12 protein-coding genes are annotated in these 18,857 nt (G+C 59.5%); 3 read left to right on the top strand and 9 right to left on the bottom strand.

What is annotated here, in order from left to right; translation table 11 throughout:
* Positions 1-2: 2 nt before the first annotated feature.
* Positions 3-2,597 carry a LuxR C-terminal-related transcriptional regulator gene (locus C1T17_RS04710; RefSeq protein ID WP_104952453.1) on the top strand — a complete coding sequence of 865 codons (2,595 nt, stop codon included), beginning with the start codon at positions 3-5 and terminating at the stop codon, positions 2,595-2,597.
* A 188-nt stretch (positions 2,598-2,785) separates the two neighbouring features.
* Here C1T17_RS04710 and C1T17_RS04705 read toward each other — a convergent pair whose 3' ends face one another.
* The 3 genes from C1T17_RS04705 to C1T17_RS04695 all read right to left on the bottom strand — a co-directional run bounded on the left by C1T17_RS04705 (position 2,786) and on the right by C1T17_RS04695 (position 7,693).
* The gene (locus tag C1T17_RS04705; RefSeq protein WP_104952452.1) at positions 2,786-5,146 is read right to left on the bottom strand and encodes a TonB-dependent receptor; all 2,361 of its coding nucleotides are present in this window, start codon (positions 5,144-5,146) and stop codon (positions 2,786-2,788) included.
* A 125-nt stretch (positions 5,147-5,271) separates the two neighbouring features.
* A complete protein-coding gene (locus tag C1T17_RS04700; protein WP_189338495.1) occupies positions 5,272-6,255 on the bottom strand; it encodes an MBL fold metallo-hydrolase in 984 nt (327 codons plus the stop codon).
* Between the two features lie 235 nt (positions 6,256-6,490).
* Positions 6,491-7,693: a metal-dependent hydrolase family protein gene (locus C1T17_RS04695; RefSeq protein WP_223262903.1), complete on the bottom strand. Its 1,203-nt coding sequence runs from the start codon at positions 7,691-7,693 to the stop codon at positions 6,491-6,493.
* 178 nt (positions 7,694-7,871) lie between these two features.
* Between C1T17_RS04695 and C1T17_RS22085 the strand changes: the two genes are divergently transcribed.
* Positions 7,872-8,744: an AraC family transcriptional regulator gene (locus C1T17_RS22085; protein WP_411269229.1), complete on the top strand. Its 873-nt coding sequence runs from the start codon at positions 7,872-7,874 to the stop codon at positions 8,742-8,744.
* Here the strand turns inward: C1T17_RS22085 and C1T17_RS04685 are convergent.
* The 3 genes from C1T17_RS04685 to C1T17_RS04675 all read right to left on the bottom strand — a co-directional run bounded on the left by C1T17_RS04685 (position 8,718) and on the right by C1T17_RS04675 (position 11,773).
* Positions 8,718-9,284: a cyclase family protein gene (locus C1T17_RS04685; protein WP_104952448.1), complete on the bottom strand. Its 567-nt coding sequence runs from the start codon at positions 9,282-9,284 to the stop codon at positions 8,718-8,720. The genes C1T17_RS22085 and C1T17_RS04685 overlap by 27 nt on opposite strands.
* A gap of 29 nt (positions 9,285-9,313) precedes the next feature.
* Positions 9,314-9,691, bottom strand: a complete 378-nt coding sequence (locus C1T17_RS04680; RefSeq protein WP_104952447.1) for a 2Fe-2S iron-sulfur cluster-binding protein — start codon at positions 9,689-9,691, stop codon at positions 9,314-9,316.
* Positions 9,692-9,766: 75 nt separating this feature from the next.
* Positions 9,767-11,773 (bottom strand): helix-turn-helix transcriptional regulator, encoded by a 2,007-nt coding sequence (locus tag C1T17_RS04675; protein WP_189338493.1) that lies wholly within the window; start codon positions 11,771-11,773, stop codon positions 9,767-9,769.
* A 550-nt stretch (positions 11,774-12,323) separates the two neighbouring features.
* On the opposite strand from C1T17_RS04675, the gene C1T17_RS04670 reads away from it, so the two are divergent.
* The gene (locus tag C1T17_RS04670; RefSeq protein WP_104952445.1) at positions 12,324-14,366 is read left to right on the top strand and encodes a molybdopterin-dependent oxidoreductase; all 2,043 of its coding nucleotides are present in this window, start codon (positions 12,324-12,326) and stop codon (positions 14,364-14,366) included.
* Positions 14,367-14,401: 35 nt separating this feature from the next.
* On the opposite strand, the gene C1T17_RS04665 is transcribed toward C1T17_RS04670, so the two are convergent.
* The 3 genes from C1T17_RS04665 to C1T17_RS04655 are packed head-to-tail and all read right to left on the bottom strand — an operon-like array spanning position 14,402 to position 18,842.
* Positions 14,402-16,156: an MOSC and FAD-binding oxidoreductase domain-containing protein gene (locus C1T17_RS04665; protein WP_104952444.1), complete on the bottom strand. Its 1,755-nt coding sequence runs from the start codon at positions 16,154-16,156 to the stop codon at positions 14,402-14,404.
* The gene (locus tag C1T17_RS04660; protein WP_223262799.1) at positions 16,153-17,214 is read right to left on the bottom strand and encodes a DUF917 domain-containing protein; all 1,062 of its coding nucleotides are present in this window, start codon (positions 17,212-17,214) and stop codon (positions 16,153-16,155) included. The genes C1T17_RS04665 and C1T17_RS04660 overlap by 4 nt, the downstream gene beginning before the upstream one ends.
* Positions 17,215-17,258: 44 nt before the next feature.
* The gene (locus tag C1T17_RS04655; protein WP_104952442.1) at positions 17,259-18,842 is read right to left on the bottom strand and encodes a hydantoinase/oxoprolinase N-terminal domain-containing protein; all 1,584 of its coding nucleotides are present in this window, start codon (positions 18,840-18,842) and stop codon (positions 17,259-17,261) included.
* Positions 18,843-18,857: the final 15 nt, after the last annotated feature.

The following is an 18,857-nucleotide window of genomic DNA, read 5'->3' as shown; positions in this document are numbered from 1 at the left end:
CCATGATTGAAGGACATACTCAGCCTCGCAAGTTCACCGCGCCGCCACTTCGCGGAGGAGACATCGATCGCTCCCTTCTGGTGCTTGACCGGCTCAATTCCGGCCTCGAGGGTCGGCATCCCCGCATCGTCTTGGTTCGTGGTCCAGCCGGCTATGGGAAGACGACGCTGCTATCCTCAGTCGCCCATGCGCTCCAGAGAAGTCAGATACACGTTAGCTGGTTGACTTGCGATGAGGACGATGCCGCGCCTGCCCAGTTGATGGCTAACCTCAGCCATTCTGCGCAATCTGCGGGCATCATTGCGCTTCCGGAGCAGGCAACCGACGCCGAGCGTTTCTCCGCCCTGCTCGGATGGAACGGCGCGGCCTGTCTTATCTTGGACGATTTCGAACGTGCAGCATCTACGGAGAGCGAGCGTGCGATCGAGCGCCTTCTGGACCGTGTCGGCAATGACGTCACGATCATCATCGGATCGCGGCAACCGCTGCGATCATGGTTTCTTCGCCGCGAGGTTGCGGGCGAAGCCCTGACGATCGGCGCCGGCGCGCTGCGCTTCTCTCTCGAGGAAATAGCAGGGCTGTTGCCGGAAACGTCGCACGGGCACATTGCCGAGATTGAAGCATATACCGAAGGTTGGCCCTTCGCCGTACGACTCATGGCTTTGCAGGGGCTGCAGCCGGGAGCGGCGCCCGGCCTTCTGCGATCGAGCGGCGATAGTGCAGGCCTTTTCGACTATCTCTCCGAACAGGTGATGGCATCGCTCGATGAAGACCAACGCAGCTTCCTGCTCGACATGTCCGTCATCGGGCGCATCGACGCCCATGTGGCAGAAGCGGTTCTAGGAAGGACTGATAGCGCCTCCATGATCCGCTCCCTGCAGCATCTCAATCCGATTATGGCGGCCACGTCCGACGAGCAGCGCATTTTGCACGTTCACCCCTTGTTCCGCCAGTTCCTCGCTGTGCGCACCGGCGAGGCAGGCACGATCCGCCGACGGTCGCTTCATCGCCGTGCCGCGCTGTATTTCGAACAGCAGCGAGAGCTGGCCTCCGCCATTGAACATGCAGTTGCGGCAGAAGACGCTGCGCTCATATCCAGCATATTCGCGCGAGCCGGCAATGAGATGAGTCTGATGGATGTAGGCGTCGCGCGCATGGCATCAATTCTGTCGCGGATTCCTGATACTCTCGAGCGCCATGTTCCCGGCATCAAAGTCATCGACTTCCTGGTCGCATGCGTCCTCGGGTATTCGGAGAAGGCATTTGCGCTTTCCGACCAGATTCGTTCGGGGCCTCTGCCGGAGCTGCCCCCTGGCGTAGATGCGAGCCATTGGAACCAGTATTTCGATATCCTCCTTGATGCTGGATTAAGCTTTTGCTCGGCCATGGAGACGGGACCTGTGCTCGAGTCTCTGGCGGAGACGCTTCTCGAACTCGGGGAATTCTTCACCGCCAATCCCCGCGCTCGCGCGTTGATCCTCTCCTTCCAAACACTGCTGGCGGTGCGGGTCGGCCACAGCGAGCTGGCGACACGGTCATTACAGGACTATCAGGCGATTTGCGAGGCGATAGGCGTGGCCGCCCGCCAGCCATCCATCAATCCCCAGCGCGGCCTGATCGCCTTTCTCGAGGGGCGCCTGGACGAAGCGCGCGACTATTTCGAGCGATCGACCGATCTCAAGCTCGACGAGTTCGGTGCACCCGAACCGCTACTCGCGCAGTTTTGCAGAATCATGCTCGCTCGTACCTACTACGAGCAGGGACGCACTGACGAGGCTGCCGCCTTGACCGAAGCGATCCATGTTGACCCAAAAACCGCGCTGCCGGACATGATCGTCCATTACTGCGCTCTCCAAGCGAAGTGTGGCGCCGCGAATGAGGATGACGCACTGCCAAGGTTGTTGCAGGGCAGCGCGAAACTGCAAGCTTGCCGGATGGCAATCGATGCAATCCGTTGCGAGCAAGTGATTAGAGCTCAGCGTATGCCGGACTTAGAGATCCTCTCCGGCTTGGAAGCTGCGATGGACGCTGCGCTAGATGCGAAGCCAGTCAATGGCATGGTGATCGAGCGCCTTGCTCGTGCGGTGCTCCCTTGGTTGAACCAGCGAGGAGAACGCACCAAGGCTTTGGAATTGGCCGATCGCGCCTTGGGCGTCCTTCAGCCCCTGACGCTGCCGCTCGTCACCTCGGCGATACACATCCTCCGTGCTGAAGCTTCACCGGATAGGCAAGCAATGGTAGAGCATGTGACTCAGGCGCTGAGGCAGAATGCCTTGCCCCAAGTGTACATCGATACCATGGTGAATAGCCGCATCGCGCTCATTCCTGCATTTGCAGCTATCGGCGATCCAGACCTCGGGGCGACGATAAGGAGGGTACTGGAAGGCCTAACCGACCTGCCAGCCATATCAGCTTTGACAGATCGGGAGCGGGATATTCTCGTCGAGTCTGTTGTGCGCGGCTCCAATAAGGAGATTGCCCGCGCTCTCGCTTTGTCACCGGAGACAGTAAAATATCACTTGCGGAACATCTTTGGAAAGCTTGGGGTCCACGGGCGTGAGGAGGCGGTCAGTCTGGTAGTGTCTCTAAATGCTTGAGCATGCTGCCGGGGCGAGTGGCATGTAGTGATCAACCCCTAATCGCTTGCAGACCCGACATTGACCAGATTGAAGCACGTTTTCAGGTTTGACTTCGAGGTCAATGAGGCCAGGTTCGGGGACCCGGCCTCATCATCGATCGACCCCTCGCTTTCGCCGCCGAGCGGTGCCCGCGGCGGAGTTGAGGCTCAGAATTGAATGTTCAGTTGTGCACCGATCGATCTTGGAGGGTCTGCCAAGACAATGGTGCTTCCCGGACTGCCCGCTACAGCTTGGCGAAAGCCGCTGGTGAGCTTATCGGTGAGGTTCCGGGCTACGATAGCAAATTCCCAACTCTTGTCTTGGCGAGCAAGCGCTATTCTTGCATCAACCTTGACATAGCCTGGCTGGACTAGCTCCGGGTCATCGTTGGGCTGCTGATAAAATCTCGATGTAAAGTAAGAGGAAGCTCCCAAGGATATCTGCAAGTTATTTGATATGGGTCTGCTATATTTCACACCGACGTTGCCGCTCCACTCAGGAGCAAAGGCTTGAGGACGTCCCGATAGGTTCTGAGTGCAGCCTACCGGCGTTTGCAGAGCCTGCAACTGGGTGCAAGGCGCCACCGCATAGCTGTCGTAATGCGCCGAGAGATAAGCAAGATCACCATTCAGGCTCAACTCGTTAGTAAGCTTGAGGTTCAAGCTCGCTTCCACTCCCTTTGATGTTGCGGAGCCGACGTTGCCGGCTACCTGCCGCAATGCACCGCTCGGAAGAATGATCGACGTGGTCTGCTGCAAGTTGTGGTATTTGCTATGGAAGAGGGCGACGTTGAGTGTGACCCGCCGTCCAAGCATCTGGGATTTGAACCCTGCCTCGAAGCTGTCGACCGTCTCGGGTGAAAGCGTGGCTCTATCGCTCAACGATAGCGAAAAAGCACCGGCCTTGAAACCGCTGGAATAGGACACATAGGTCATGAAGTCCGGGACGATGTCGTACTGAACGCTTACGGACGGCATCAGCTTGGAGTCACGGCGCCTAGGGGTAAGAAAGTCGCCAAATTCAGTGCCGAGTGCAGACCCCAATATGGCTTGAGCGCCTGCTGGGCCGGGCACGAAACTGTCGGGGCCTACAGGCTCTCCTATGGTGCCCACTGAGGCCGACCGGAAAGCATGCTTGCGGACTGAGGTATATCGGAGCCCCCCATTGACCCGCAGAGCGTTGGATATGCGATACGTTCCGGATACAAACGCCGAAAGTGTATCGGATGTTTCGTTTCCGATGAACTGGCGCCCGATCCTCGAGGAACTTGAATAGAAGCCGGGGGCGAGTGCGCCGAAGGCGGAGAAGAACAATCCCTGATAGAGTTGCGAGGTCAACCTAGCGTGCGAATAGAACGCTCCCATGAGATAGGAGAATGGCTTCGCTTCGGAGGACTGCAGACGGACTTCCTGGCTGAATTCGTGAAACCGTTCTCCGACCACGGCAGGGGTGCTGCCGAGCGTACCGACAACGCTACCGCCCGCCGGTCCCGCAGGCGGACTGTCTGCCAGCAGTTCAGAGTGGTGCTGGAAATATCCACTGCGGAACGTGAGGGCATTGTCGCCCAAATCGATTTTGGTCGCGAGTTCCGCTTCAACAAAATCATAGTCAAAGTAGGTCGGACCGACGCTTGTCAAACGATTGAGCGTATCGTCCGGACCTGCGCCCGACTGAGCGAGATATCGCGCACATGGGCCCCTGGGTGCACCATATTCGGCGCTCGGAGGGCAGTTTGTCAGCTCGGTAAAACTGTTAATGTTGTCGCGGTTCCGTCCACCATCGACTCTCGCCGTGACCTGAATGCTCGAACTGGGCTCCCAACGCGCGGACACTCGGCCGACTTTGTCGTTCAGACGCGGGCCCTTTGTTTTCAGGAAAGTGTTGGTGACATAACCTCGTTGACCGGACTGCCTGCCTGCAATCCGAACCGAAAGGTTATCGGAGAGGGGGAGGTCGACCCCGGCCTCGACGCTATATTCACCGATGTTCGGCGCATAGAATGCCGACATGTTCGCACCGAACTGAGTGCCAGGCTGCCGCGTCGTGATATTGATAGCACCGCCGATCGTGCTGTTGCCGAAGAAGGTGGTCTGAGGTCCTTTGAGAACCTCCACTCGGTCTATGTCAAAGAATGCCGCCCGTGCAGCACGCGCGCGGCGGCGATATATGCCGTCCACGAATGTTCCGACGGACTGCTCAAAGCCAAGATTGAGGGAAGACCCAACACCGCGGATAGTGATGAAATCCGATATCGCGTTGCCCGTCGAGATCTTGAAATTCGGGGATCTGTTGGACAGGTCCTGCAACGTCGTAATGTTGCTTTGGGCCAATGCCGAACCGGAAATGGCCGAGACCGACACCGGCACGTCTTGCAGACGTTGCACGCGACCCTGTGCCGTAACGACGATTTCCGTGCCCTGATCCGGGCCGGCTGGCTCGGCCACAGGCGTCGATTGGGCGGTCGCCACATCCGGTGCCAAGTACAAGATCGACGTCAGCAACAAGGCCGCTTTTGAAACTCTCTCCATCGCAATCCCCCTTTTTCGAGAGGTGCATCAGACGCTAACCCCTCAATGTGAGGCAATCACGGAGGTGGGGGATGCGATCGCTTATGTTGGGGGATGCCCAGCTAGGCAGCAACTAATCGCCGCTGTCAGTCAGGACGTTCCGTCAGGTCTAGCGAAGCCAAATCCTTTCCCACGACCACTTCTCCATGGAAGAATTTCCGCACGCCTTCAGTATACCGACTGTAGTCAGTTTGACCCGGTTTAGTGGAGCCGATGTGTGTGAGAACTACCGTTTTTACGCCTGCCTGCGCCGCCATTTGGCCGACGGCTTCAGGCGAAAGATGCTCTTTCCTGACATGATCGATGGTCTTTGCGAGTTGGTCGGGCCGGCCTTGGAAATGTTGGCGAAGAAGGGCCGCCCCGCCTTCGATGTCCAGCACTTCAGCCACCAAAACGTCCGCGCCTTTCGCTAATCGAGCAACGGCGTCGCTGGGACCGGTGTCGCCCGTAAAGACGATTGATCTGGATCCTACGTCGAAGCGAAGAGCGTATGAACGCGCCCTCATGTCCCGACGCTTCCATGGGATTGTCGTAAAGTGCGTATTCTCGACCGCCGACACCGAAACCCTGTCATCTGCAAATATGCGCTGAGGGCCTTGTTCACCGAATTCCTGCACCTTGACCAATGCCGCGATGGGCGGCGCTGGGGGCAATTGGCGGGCGTAGAGATCTAATGGCTCGCGCAAATATTGAATCGCCGCGCTGACGAATTCGTTGGTGCCGTGTGGGCCAAGGATATCCACGCCTGCCGAATGCCCGCTAGTCCACAAGAAGCCAAGGAATGGCGCCAGCCCCGCAATATGATCGAAATGCAGATGAGTGAGAAATACGGCTGAGACAGAAGATGGTTGGACCCCGGCCGTCGCAAGCTGTTGCGACACCCCCTCGCCGGCATCCACGAGATAATGTCGACCATCGACAGTGAGTAGATTGGCTGGCTGCGCCCTTTCGGGATTTATGAAGGCAGCGCCACCACCCGTTCCAAGCAATGTCAACTTCACCCTAGGGGGTATGGAGTGTTGGCCGATCTCAGCCATGGAGGTTGAGGACTGTAGCGAGAAGATCGCCAAGGATGCCCATAATAGCTTTGATAATCTCATGTTATGCTCTCGCGCTCATTCACGTCCCAGTGGCTTACGATTGGCAAAGGCGGGTTCCGGTGGAATCGGAAGGCACCCACTATTGATACTCAGGCAGTTTAATGTCGCCATGGAAGGCCCGGACTACCCGTCAGAATCCTGAGCTACCCGCCTGATGCGGTGCTTAAATCGGGCCACGACGGATCGAGGGAGACCGTTCACCCAGTCACTGGGCGGTTAGCCGATCGACGACGGCCACCCCGTTCTTCATCAAGAGAGCGTATGCTCCCGGGTTGTGCACAAGCGCGCCGATGTCGTCGATCGGGTTTGCGTCCAAAATCAGAATGTCCGCCCGGGCTCCTGGCATGATGCATCCGATCTCGCCCTTCAGCCCCATTATCTCGGCATTGACTGTCGTTGCCGAACGCAAGGTGGCCAAAGTTCCCGAGATCGATGACCGCAGCACGAGTTCCTCCAACTCCATGCCGTGCAGTTCCCCAAGAAGGTCCGTTCCAAATCCGAAGCGGACGCCGGCACGGTCGCCGAACTCGATCGCCTTGACTGCCGCATCGGCGACCGACTTCGCCTTTTCGAGTGCACCAGGCGGAAGAGGCAGCCGCCCGGAGATCAGGCTCGACACGATGAGCAAAGTTGCGACGATATAACTTTCGCTCCCGGCAACGATGTCCGCTGTTTTCTCGTCCATCAGCAAGCCATGCTCGATCGACCGAACGCCGAGCCGAACGCACCGCTGGATGGCCGACGAGGTGTGCGCGTGGGCCATCACATAGGTCCGACGTCTTTCCGCCTCTTCCACGGCTGCGAGAATCTCGGCGTCTATGAACTGCTCCATCCAGATCGGGTCGGTTGGTGACAGAACCCCTCCGCTGACAAATATCTTGATCTGGTCGACGCCCGATCGAAGCAGTTCGCGGACGTGACGGCGCACCTCGTCGGCTCCGTCAACTACGCACGAGAGCGATCCCGTGTAACCCGCGCAGCCGCAAAGCTGCACGCCCTCGCGCATGTCCCCATGACCGCCCGTTTGAGAGAGAGCCTTTCCGGAAACGTAGAGGTCGGGTCCCACGATCAGGCCTTCCCGTACCGCCTGTGCAAGACCAGGGTCGGCGCCACCCGCATCCCGCACCGTCGTGAAGCCTCGCAAAAGCTCTTCTTCGAGATATTTCCGCGCATGTTGAGCAAGGTGAGACTCGGCCAGGCGATCGGCGACGCCAACATTCAGAGATGGACTATTAGCGTGAAAATGCGCGTCGATCAGACCTGGCATGAGAAACTTCCCGCCGAGTTCTAAAACCTGCTCACCCTCTTCAGCGGGGTGCGCCTCCTCGACTGCGACGATTCGATCCCGCTCGATGGAGACAGACCAGCGTTTGCCTTTTTGATAATCATGGCCATCGAATACGAGCACATCATTCAAACGGAGGCGATTGGGATTCATGGATGTTTCCAAGGTTGTCGATAGACACGCGGCAGCGAATTTATTGATGTGTGATCGCGCCGCAGTCTCCAAGAAAGCAAGGCAACTACCCTCCGGAAAATCGAGCTACCCGGGAGGAGGCGTTCGATGAACACGGACGGCCAGCTATATTCCACGACCCGTATGCCGCCACGGAGAAGAGGCAATCTGCTATCCTGACGACGATCAAAGGAATGTTTTCGGCCACCTTGCGAGCTTGGAGGGCCATGGGGAGAGGCACTCACATTCAAAGGCGCAACTCCTCTGCGCGCTCAAGGGTGTCATAACCGTCGAGGCAGCAACTGGCATATGGACGGTACCACCGGGCGGTGCGATTTGGATCCCCGGTGGATACCCGCATTCGGCACGCACAGCAGGTTCGGCTGAAGTTGGCTGTCTCTATCTCGCCCCAGAACTTGCTTTGCAGATCGGGACACAGTGCGGAATTTTGTTTTTCCAGCCGTTACTACGGGAGGTGGTTTTGCGCTTTCTGGAGGGCTCGGCGCCAAGCATGAACGACGCCCGCCTGATACATCTCGCCAATGTGTTGCTCGATGAGCTGCAAGCGGCGCCGAAGGAACCATTCCGCTTACCGATGCCGATGGATCGCCGCGTTCGTCGCATCGCGGAATCGCTATTGGACGAACCTTCGCAACGGCTGACGGTTGAAGAGTGGGGCAAGCGTACCGGCGCAAGCAAAAGGACGCTGAGCCGTGCTTTCCTCCGGGAGACCGGCATGACGTTCGTCAAATGGAGGCAACAGCTTCATGTCGGGCTTGCATTACAGAGGCTTGCTGCGGGCGAGCAGGTGACGAACATTGCCATCGACCTCGGCTATGAAAACGTCAGCGCATTCATATCCATGTTCAAGCGGCGTACGGGGACCACGCCTGCCCGGTATTTCCAAAACACGGCGAATGGCGCGACGAGAGTGCGGGACGAGACGGCAAAAGACTTGCCGTCTCGTCTGAACGCATCACCCGGCGTCAGCGTACTCAGCTAGTACTCGGCACGGAAGGCCCGTCAGCCCCCGATAGCTCAGCGGCATGGTGTAGACGGTCAGGGCACTCGGATTGGCCCGCAGAAGTTCGGGAATATTTGCGAGATTCTCGACGACGAAGACATTGTGGGAAGCGCAGAGCATGTCGACAGCGAGATGTTTTTTTGGCTTCTGAATGCCGGCGGCATCAACGCCGATAAGCTTCACCTTCCGATCCAAAAGGAGAAAGTTGACGAGAGCGTCCGACAAGTTAGCGCTTTGACGATTGTACTCGCCCAAGCCATAGCCGAGTTCAGCCATGAAGCCGGTGTGGAAAATGACCATCGCGCCCTCCGGCACGGCGTAGCCATCCAGGTCGGCGATCTCGACCTCCCGGTCACGGATACGCGAAATGTCGACGAGGATGCCGCTTGTCCGGAAGCTGTCGATGGGGAAGCGTCCTTCCATGACGTCAAAATGCGTGCCGACATGACCGAGGGCATGACCCGGATCATCATTCGGGATTTCGGAAATGTCTATTGGCAAGGAAAGGTCGAGCAGCATGTCAAACTCCTATGGCTTGGCTCTTGGGATCAATTGTCGTCGGCCAGAATGATCCGCGCTCCATCGAGACGGTGGTCGAACGGTATCTGACAGGAAAGGCGCGAGCGGCCGGGATCATAGAGATCGCTGGTTTCAAGGAGTGCCGTCTCGGTTTCGCATGGCGCCTCGAACAGCGCGTGGACGGACACCGGCAGAAGAACATGGCATGTGCCGCAATTCATGCAGCCGCCGCAGACCGCCGCCACCGCCACACCGCCGCCCTGCATGGTCTTGAGCAAGCTATCTTCGGCAACGGCGACGACACGGGCCTCCTGGCCTGCGTCATCGACCGTGATCGCGATTTTAGATGCCGTGCTGCCCATGAACTGCGCGCCTTCCTCGGGTTTGGAAGGTACTTCTATGCGCATTTATCTCTGACCGATCCGGCGAACCTGCCATATCATCGGGTAAGACGGCCAACGAGCTCTATGCTTGAGGCAACCCTAAAAACATTTCTGCTGTCGTGCTGCTTCCAAGAGGGCAGCCCGGTCGGCCACGCCGAATCGCCGGAACAAGACTTTGAGGTGGTATTTGACGCCGTCCGCGCTGAGATCGCTCGCGCGGGCGAGTTCCTTGTTGGTACCTCCCGCAGCGAGTCCTCTGAGTATCTGAAGCTGCTGAACGTTGAGTTTTTTTAGATCCGTTGGGCTCGGACTTCGTCCGAGTTTCGCGACCAGCTTTCGGTGTACAGGTCGGGAAAGGCCGGGCGAGCCCGCATCGACAAACGGCCCGATTATGTCCCGATAGTCTGTCACCAGTTGCCATGCACCGAATTGGCTTATGCCCCTGACGCCGCTACGAACATCATCCAGTTGCCGTGCGCTTGTAGCCTGGCAACTGAAAATTCTGGCTCGCTCCAGATGCAAGCGAATGGCATCGATTCCCCGCTGATGTCGCGTGGCGCTTGCCACGGCTTCTGACATGACCGGATTGGTGCTGCCTATGGGCCATTCCAAATTCAGGCCGTGCGCGACGATGGCGCCGAGCGATCGCTCGCGCCAAAATAGGCTCTCCTCGGGCGTCATCGGCAGGCCGCTTCTCTCCCACGCCTGATGCGCTTCCAGGGTACGGCCAGACCTCAGCGCATAGTAAGCTTTTTGAAGCGGCAGGAAATGTTCCAGGAGAGCAACATCGCTTACTGAGAAGTTCGCGGTGCCTTCGGCAATGATTTCATTCACGCCCGCCAGCCCGTTCTCGGCGAAGGCGGCTGCACAGGCAAGCGCATATCCTGATGCGTAAGGTTCGAACCAGGAATCTGTGTCATGCAAGCCGGTGAGGAGGGTGCGTATATCGGACAGCAGGACCACATTCGGTCGGTAGAGCGCTTCGGCTTCCATCCGGCCGATCTTGGCGGCAATCGAGAGGAGCCTGTCGAAATCATAGCGCTCCTCGGCATCGATGCGGACCAGTCGAAAGCCGGCGCTTGCCTCCCTGATCCGCCCACGCGCGAGATTTATATGTGCGCCGTGGAGGCGGGCATAGGTGAGTGCATAATCTGCATTGAGGTCGGAGTAGGCTTGAAAAGTCTTATCGAGCTCGACCGAGGCTTGGGAGAGGTCCCCTCGCTGGTGATGCAGCACCGCAAGGCAAGTGTGGCTCCAGGCACTCAGCGACTGATCGAGCCCATCGGCAGGCGAGACAAAGTCAGCGGAACTCAACCGGCTGGATGGGTGGGATGCTATGGCAATCTGTGCCCGCATAAACGCAAGTTCAGGCGCCAGCGCTGAATCGGAAGGACCATCTTGATGATGTGCAACTGCGTTCACTACAAGCCGTGCCTCCCTTTGTCGGCCTTGCTTGGTGGATATCATCGACGAAAGAAGCTGCAGTCGGGGAGCCTCGCCCACCAGGTTTGCAGGCACTTCGCGCAGGACTTCCAATAACGGCGCAACGCCAAAGACCATGAGCAGGCGCATGGGGCCAGCGTGCATCAGTTGATCTGCCGCCGCTTCCCGGTCGTCCGCGCGCAGGAGGAGCTCGATTGCCTCTAAAGAGCGGCCGCGCTCGATACACAGTGCTGCCGCACGGCGCAGTAGCGTGCGCTGGTTGTGCCATGGGGTGCGCTCAAAGCGTTGCTGTAAAGCCCTGTGAAGAAGCGGATTTGGGGTGAGGAGGGTCGTGAAGCTTCCTCGCAGTTGGTCGATCGGCAGCATGGACAGTACCGCTGCGAGGGCCGCGACCTTACCGTCAGGCAACAAAGCCTGGAGGATGCGCGCGTCCCATCGCTTCAGCAGGGCAAGGGCCGAGAGCACCTCATCCAAATCGCCACGGCGAACCGGCAGCCGACTCTCTAGATAAGGCAAAAAATCGGATAGCCGACAAAACATCTCCGTGTCCGCGCCAGACCGCACCTCCTGCAAGTATGCCCGCGCAAGGTGGATCGCCACAGGCCAACCCTGGGCGAGATGCAGGATTGGTGCCGCCAGCTGGAAAAACTGCGGGGTGCCCATTACCCTGCGCTGCTCGATGGGCAGGAACGCAAGCTCGCGGCTGTCTATTGTGGTGCGACCTTCAGGTTCGCCAAGACGCGCGCGCCGAAGCGAGCAATCGCCGCGCGCCGCTATGATCAGACGGACGTCCACGGAGGAACCGGCCAGATATGTTTGGAGCGCCTCTGCTCCACCTGAGCCCTCGACATTGTCCCAGTCGTCAAGGAGCAGGGTTGCATTGCGCGTGGAAGCCTCGTCGGGAAGGAGCCTGCGCAGTTGGTCGCGCATGACATCGGGTGATCGATGCCGTGGCTCTAATGACCATTGCTGTACCGGCTTTCCGGATTGCAGGAGTTGCGCGCGGCACTGGTTGAGCAGAACGGTTTTGCCGAAACCAATCGGCGCTCGAATGAAGGTGTCGCGGTGTTCCTGATGACCGACAACGCGCATTGTCAGTCGCGGCCGGTCGATCTGGCTTGGGCGACTAGGAGCGAGAGAACTACCCATCTGCAGATTATCCTACCCGTTCGAAGCCCTCACGACAACATGGCTGGTGGCGTAGCATCTGTTCATGGGACATACCGCCTTCAGTTCAGCCGACGCGACGACCCGTCGCACCATATGCCGGCTCTGCGCCGGCCTTTGCGGCTTGATCCTGTCTATTGAGGACAACCGCATCGTGAAAATCGTGGGCGACAAGTCCCACCCCGTTTCACGCGGTTATACCTGTCCCAAGGGGCGCGCCCTAGGGGCTTGGCATCATCATCCCCACCGGCTGAATGAGCCCCGCATTAGGCGATCAGGTACCGAACAGGTCACGGTCACCTGGCAGGAATGCCTCGATGATCTCGGCGACCGTATTGCGGAACTGATCGAAACGCACGGCCCCGGGGCAGTCGGCATCTACATTGGGACCGCCGGCCTTTTCGACGGGACGTCGCAGATCTGGCGCAGCTTGTTCGCCGCCATCGGCTCGCCCAGTGTCTACAGCACAATTTCGGTGGATGCCGCCACAACCCTGCTCGTACAGGACCGGCTTTCCGGGAATCCCTTGCTTGCAGGACAACCCGATCCTGATGCGAAGATGGTTATCCTGATCGGCATGAACCCTATGGTCTCACACGGCCAGAATTTCGGGATGACTGCACCCAAGATCCAGCTGCGTCAGTGGGCGAGCGAGGGCCGCCTCTGGGTGGTGGATCCACGCCGGACTGAAACGGCAGAGGTCGCCAATCATCACCTGCGCCCCCGACTAGGGAGCGAATATGCCATTCTCGGCCATTTAACCCGTGAGATCTTGCGCGACGGTGCCGACAGGGAGTTCCTTGAAAGATTCGCGACAGGAGTGGATGCCATCGAGGCGTTAGTCGCGCGTTTCGACCTTGCCACTACCTGTCGACTGACCGGCCTCAAGCCTGCGGTCTTTGAGGCTCTGCTTCGCGACATCAGGGCGACGGGCAGGTTAGGCATCATGACTGGCACCGGAGTCTCGATGTCGCGCACAGCCAATCTCACACTCCTCATGCAATATGCGTTGCTCGCCGTCACGGGCTCGCTCGATCGCCCCGGCGGGGAATGGTATAATCCGGGCTTCGTGCGCAATGCGGATGCGACCGGCTGGCCGCGCTGCAGTTATGACGGCCCAGGCGCGCCGTCGCGTCCCGACATCCCGTCCAGGATGGGGGAATATAGCGCTGGCGTTCTCATCGATGAGATCGAGGCCGGCAATCTCAAGGCGTTGATTATATTGGGCGGTAACCCGATCATCGCGCTGCCCGAAACGGAGCGCCTGAGACGGGCACTCGACAGCCTTGACGTTCTCGCCGTCGCCGACGTGATCGAAACGGAATCGGTGGGTCGGGCCACGCATGTGCTTCCAAGCTATGGTCAGCTCGAACGCGCAGATCTGCCGTACATCGACTTCCTTAGCCCCCGGCAATTCGTCCAATACACGCCAGCGATGATGACTCCATCCGGGGGACGCAGGCCATTATGGTGGATGATCGCGCAACTCGGGCTCCGGCTGGGCTATGACCTGATTGGCGGCGCGTCGCCAGATGATATGACCGACGACGACATGCTGCGTCCCCTTGCGGGCAATGCGAAGGCTAGCTTCGACGAGATCAAGGCTGCGCCCCAAGGACTGGAAATACAGGAGCGTCCCTGGGGTTGGGTGGACAGGTATTTGCCAGGTGGGCGCTGGAACCTTGCGCCGCCCGACATCCTCGCTCAGTTCGATACGCTCGAGCCGCCGGCCGAACGGCCCGACCACTTCCTCCTCATTCCGGCACGGCAGAAATATAAGCTCAATTCGGTGATGAGTGACGGAACGGCTGCGCTGCGCGAACCGGATCGCCCGACGCTCGGGATAAATCCCGACGATGCGGTGCGGCTGTCACTAAAGGATGGCGCGGAAGCTATTGTCCGCGGGGGCAGCGGCGCTGTATGCGCCATCACTTCGATCGAGGAGCGCGTTCTTCCAGGAACAGTGAGCTTCCCGCACGGCTTCGAGCATCAAAGCGTAGGGAACCTTACGATGGCTGCCGAGATCGATCCACTGTCTGGAATGGTCGTCCTGAGCGGCATTCCCGTTACCGTGGAGCCAACGGCTTGATAGGAGGGCGCGTACTCAACACGGCTCGGCACCTATCATGCTTCGATCTCAACCTCCCCGGACAGTGGTTGGGCGCAGCAGAGCAAGATGCGCCCAGAGACCGGGAGCGCGGCGGGCTTCGTGACATAGCCAATCTCGCCGCTAAGGAGGCGAACCTCGCATGTTCCGCAGGTCCCCATTCGGCATCCGCTCTCGACTGGAACGCCACACGCCTCCGCGATTTCGAGCAGGGTGTGATCATCGTCACGGAGCCAAACCGCATCGCGCGCGGAAGTCGAGAAGCGGATGGCTGCCTGTTCTGGCGTTCTTAAGGCGTCGTCCGGTTGCCCGCTTGGGCCAAAACTCTCCGAGCGGATCACCGCCGGATTGACCCCCGCATCGACCAGAGCCAAGCGAATGCTTTCCTCGAACGGGCGCGGGCCGCACAGGTAGAAGTCCGCATTATCGCCAGTCAATTCGAGTTCGCGCCCGAAGGGACGTAACTTGTAGGTTTCTTGTAGCAGTCCGGTGACTGCCTCCGGCGTAATACGACCGAGGCAATCATAATCGACCCCAAGTATGTCACCCGGGAGCGGCGCGGAATAGAATACGCGGCGCACCGCATTCGGCAGGCGGGCGAGTGCGGCGTTGACCTCATCGCGGAAGGCATGCTCCGCACCCGAACGCGCGCAATGGATCCACAGGAGGGGCGGTGCTTCCTCACCGCGCTCGGCATGGGCCTTCAGCATGGCAAGCAAGGGCGTAACCCCAATGCCGGCGCTAATCATGACGGTGCGAAGGAAGCTACCGCGATCTAGGACAAAGCGGCCCGTAGGCGGGCGGATATCAAGCTCCGTACCGACCCGAAGCTCTTTATTCATCCAGGCGGAGGCTCGACCCTCCGGCTCATGCTTGATCGACAGACGGTAGTGGTCAGCATCTTGGTCATAGTCTGAGATGCTCCATGTTCTTATGTGGCCGCCGGCATTCTCAGGCAGGCGGACAGTGAGGAACTGCCCCGCACGATAGCCACCAATAGGCCCGGCATCAGCAGGCTTAAGGTAAAAGGACTTGATCGCCTGAGTTTCATCACGGATGTCAGTCACGACAAAGCGCCGCCAGCCCTGCCAACGGCCGCGTACGGTCAATAGCCCATCGGTGAGCGCATTGATTCGTTTGCGGAGCATCTCGGATGCTTGAGAGCCAAGTCCGGCCGTCGACAGGACCCGTTTCAGCACGTCTGTATCGGTGATGTTCGGATCGTGAAGAAGCTTGGAGAGTGCGGCGACGGTTATTGCATCTGCAGCATGGTACTCCCTGGAGATCTTAGACCCTGCTTCGATTAAACCTGGCTCGATTACTCTGAAATAGGCGCCCATCAAGCCGCTGGCGATAAGCGTGCTGAGGAAGGCTTCGGGCTGCCCCAAGCGCCAACTGAGCTTGAAGCAGGGGATGCGCGGCGAGGTCACTTCGAGGAGCGCCTCGCCGATGCGGAAGCGGTCCCCGACATGAAGGCAGTCCTCGCGCAAGTCACCCCGAAGCATCAGGTTCTCGCCCCAGTAGCAGTCCGACCATTGGCCGCGGTCGACTCCCAGTTCCGCTGCCCAATGATCGTAATGCTCGGCGAAGAATGCGTACACCTCCTCGGTGTGTACCGCCGTTTCGTTCCCTTCAGGCCCCCCCGTGCCGAAGTGGAGTGGTCCATCGGCTGCCCGTCGCACGATCGCACTGTAGACTTGGCGGCCGTACATTTCCTGCCACTGTGGACGGGCGGTGCTGACCGCCACCACTTCGCCAGCCAGATCGGTCATGCGGTGACAAGGTCCTCTACACCGACGAAATCCTCGTCCAGCTTGAATTTGCGTGGCCCGAAGACGGCTAGCCCCTCGGCGCGGCGCATGATCGGGGCCGCTGAAAAGCCCACAACAGCGATGCGTTGGCCGTAACGCAGCATTTCAGCGGTGAGTGGCTCGGCACTTTCGCGATCGAGCGTCGCGATGATGTCTGGCACGACGGTGACAGTGCGTCCGTTTCGGCGTGCGACGATATACTCATTCTGGATATCGATTTTCAGTTCATCGCCGCTGGCGTTTCGCACCAGCGCTTGCCCCCAGTGCCAGCCATCGCGGGTCTCATGGGACACATCTGCAATCTTCCCCTCAAAGAGAAGGCGAGCGTGCTGTTTTTCGCCCGATTGGTCCAAATAAGCAAGAAGAGCGTGGACGGGATCCGCGCTCGCATGGCGCGCTTCCCGAATAGCCCGCCCAATCTCCAGTGTTTGGGTGATCGTGCCTGCTACGGCAGTCCGTTTTGCGTCGGCACCAGACATGGGATAGAAGGAGCCGTTCAGCAGGGCACCCATGGCCACAACATTGGTCCTCGCCAGTTCTTCGGTACGGCGATCATCGACGACGTCGATAGTCACCAACGAACCGAGATCATCCAGCAGCACGAGCGGCGAGGCGCGGCAGCCATAGACGCTGAAGCTTGTCATCTCAAGGTGGGGAAATGCACGGCCCATGCCATCAGCGTCTATGACGGGAAGGCCGAGGCGAGCGCCTAGCCCTAGAGGAAACATAGAATTCACGCCGCCCATCTCAATGCTGATGAGCGCATCGACTTTGCGATTGTGAAGCGTCTCCGTCCTGCGGACAAGTTCAAGAAGCGCGCGCTCGCTGATCAGATTTTCGACCAAGATGGTCGGCGCGCCCATTCCGGCGATGGAGACCACGAGAGCGTCGTCGGCGATCTCATCAAGAGCGGCCACCCGCGGAAAACGGCCGGCTTCGATCTGTGCGCTGACAAAAAGTTCGCCGACATAGGGATCACCGCCTCCGCCGGCGCCCAGAAAGACAGCGCCTCGGGCCATGTCTGAGATGTCGATTTGGGATGTTACTTCGTACATAGCTATCCTCAGGCCGTAATGGCTGGCGACGAATCCACTGCCAGATCCAGCTCACCGACCGCTCGGACCTTGATTTGGGTTGTACCGGCGCGGATATGCGTCATTGGCAGTTCGATGAGCTCGATGATTTCCACGGTTTCGGGGTGCGCGCCAGCCGCCACTGCCGTCGCGATCGCTTCCTGGCGCGCCGCCTCGACCGCGCCGTCGCGGCCGATCATTGCTGTATCGTAGAGCTTGTCTACCCGGCCGCTAACGGTGGCGATGGCAGCGCCGACGGCATTGGCTACTTCCGCATGACGAGGGCGAACGATCCTGTCGACACCCGGAAGCTGGTCTGGAAGCAGAATATGGCCACCGCCCACAAGAATCGCGGGCACAGGAACCGCGCTGGTCTTTATGCGGTCGACGGCACCTTCGGCGATGCTTGCCATGCTCGCCATAGCTTTGGCCACGGCCTCCGATGGCAGGTACGACACTGATGCGACATCGCCGAGGTCGGCAACGCCCGCCGCGACCGCGACGTCCGTCGCGGTAAGCGTTTGCCCACCGAAGACGAGAGCCTCCTGCTTGAGCCGATGACCGACCGATGCGGGTCCAAGAGACATTTGCTCCAGATCGACGAGCGTACCCCCGCCCAGCGGCACGGATAGCACGTCCGGCATCCGCATGTTTGTGCGTACCCCGCCGATGAAATTGGGAAGTGCCGTCTCCTTGGGGAAGCCGTGCGTAACGGAGCCGACATCGGTCGTGGTGCCGCCCACGTCGATCACTACGGCATCATCGAGCCCTGAAAGGAAGGCAGCGCCCCTGATGCTGTTCGTCGGCCCTGCGGCGCAGGTGAAGACTGGATGGCGTGCAGCCTCCTCCGTCGAGATCAGGGTACCATCGTTCTGGCTGATGAACAGAGTCGCATCGAGCCCGAGGGCGCTGATCGCGTCCTCCAGCCCCTTGACCACGCGCTGGGCAAGCGGGGCAAGCGAAGCATTTATGACTGCTGCGTTTTCGCGATCGACCAAGCCGAGGCCGCCAACGGCTCCGGAAAGCGTGACGGGTACGCTCGGAAGAGCCGCCCTGAAGAACGCCGCCATCCGCTCCTCGATGTCCGGGCGAAGTGGTGCATAGGTTGTTGAGACGGCAACAGCACCAATCTCCCGTTGGCGGAGGGTCTCCGCGACTTCAGCCAACTCCCGCTCATCCAGGTCCGCGTAAGTTGAGCCATCATAATTTGCGCCGCCGTGGATTTCGAATGCATGGTGCCCGATGACGGCGAGAAGATCCTCGGGCCAGGCAGTGAGCGGCGGCACCCCATCGCCGCGTGGCAGGGATGCCCGCACAATAGCGGTTTGTACCAGATCGCGCCTTTGTACAAAGGCATTGATGAACTGCGTTGTACCGATCATCACATGACCAACCGCGCGGGCCGGAATGCCGGTGTCGCCTAAGAGTCGTTCGACGGACTCGATTACGCCCGACGTCACGTCGCTGGTCGTGAAGCTTTTGTTCGTACCGAGAATATCCCGGCCGTGCATGAGGACCGCGTCGGTGTTGGTTCCACCGACGTCTATCCCCAACCTGATTGTGCGGGTGGGCATACTATACTCTCATGG

The sequence above is a fragment of the Sphingobium sp. SCG-1 genome (genome assembly GCF_002953135.1).
GTDB lineage: Bacteria > Pseudomonadota > Alphaproteobacteria > Sphingomonadales > Sphingomonadaceae > Sphingobium.
The sequence above is the reverse complement of the archived record's forward strand: the minus strand, read 5'-3'. Positions and strand labels throughout refer to the sequence as shown.

What these genes read in the sequence shown, in the direction of transcription:
- C1T17_RS04705 (WP_104952452.1), bottom strand. Translation starts at nt 5,146, where the DNA reads ATGGAGAGAGTTTCAAAAGCGGCCTTGTTGCTGACGTCGATCTTGTAC.
- C1T17_RS04660 (WP_223262799.1), bottom strand. Translation starts at nt 17,214, where the DNA reads ATGGCCCGAGGCGCTGTCTTTCTGGGCGCCGGCGGAGGCGGTGATCCC.
- C1T17_RS04675 (WP_189338493.1), bottom strand. Translation starts at nt 11,773, where the DNA reads ATGGGCACCCCGCAGTTTTTCCAGCTGGCGGCACCAATCCTGCATCTC.
- C1T17_RS04670 (WP_104952445.1), top strand. Translation starts at nt 12,324, where the DNA reads ATGGGACATACCGCCTTCAGTTCAGCCGACGCGACGACCCGTCGCACC.
- C1T17_RS04680 (WP_104952447.1), bottom strand. Translation starts at nt 9,691, where the DNA reads ATGCGCATAGAAGTACCTTCCAAACCCGAGGAAGGCGCGCAGTTCATG.
- C1T17_RS04685 (WP_104952448.1), bottom strand. Translation starts at nt 9,284, where the DNA reads ATGCTGCTCGACCTTTCCTTGCCAATAGACATTTCCGAAATCCCGAAT.
- C1T17_RS04710 (WP_104952453.1), top strand. Translation starts at nt 3, where the DNA reads ATGATTGAAGGACATACTCAGCCTCGCAAGTTCACCGCGCCGCCACTT.
- C1T17_RS04655 (WP_104952442.1), bottom strand. Translation starts at nt 18,842, where the DNA reads ATGCCCACCCGCACAATCAGGTTGGGGATAGACGTCGGTGGAACCAAC.
- C1T17_RS04665 (WP_104952444.1), bottom strand. Translation starts at nt 16,156, where the DNA reads ATGACCGATCTGGCTGGCGAAGTGGTGGCGGTCAGCACCGCCCGTCCA.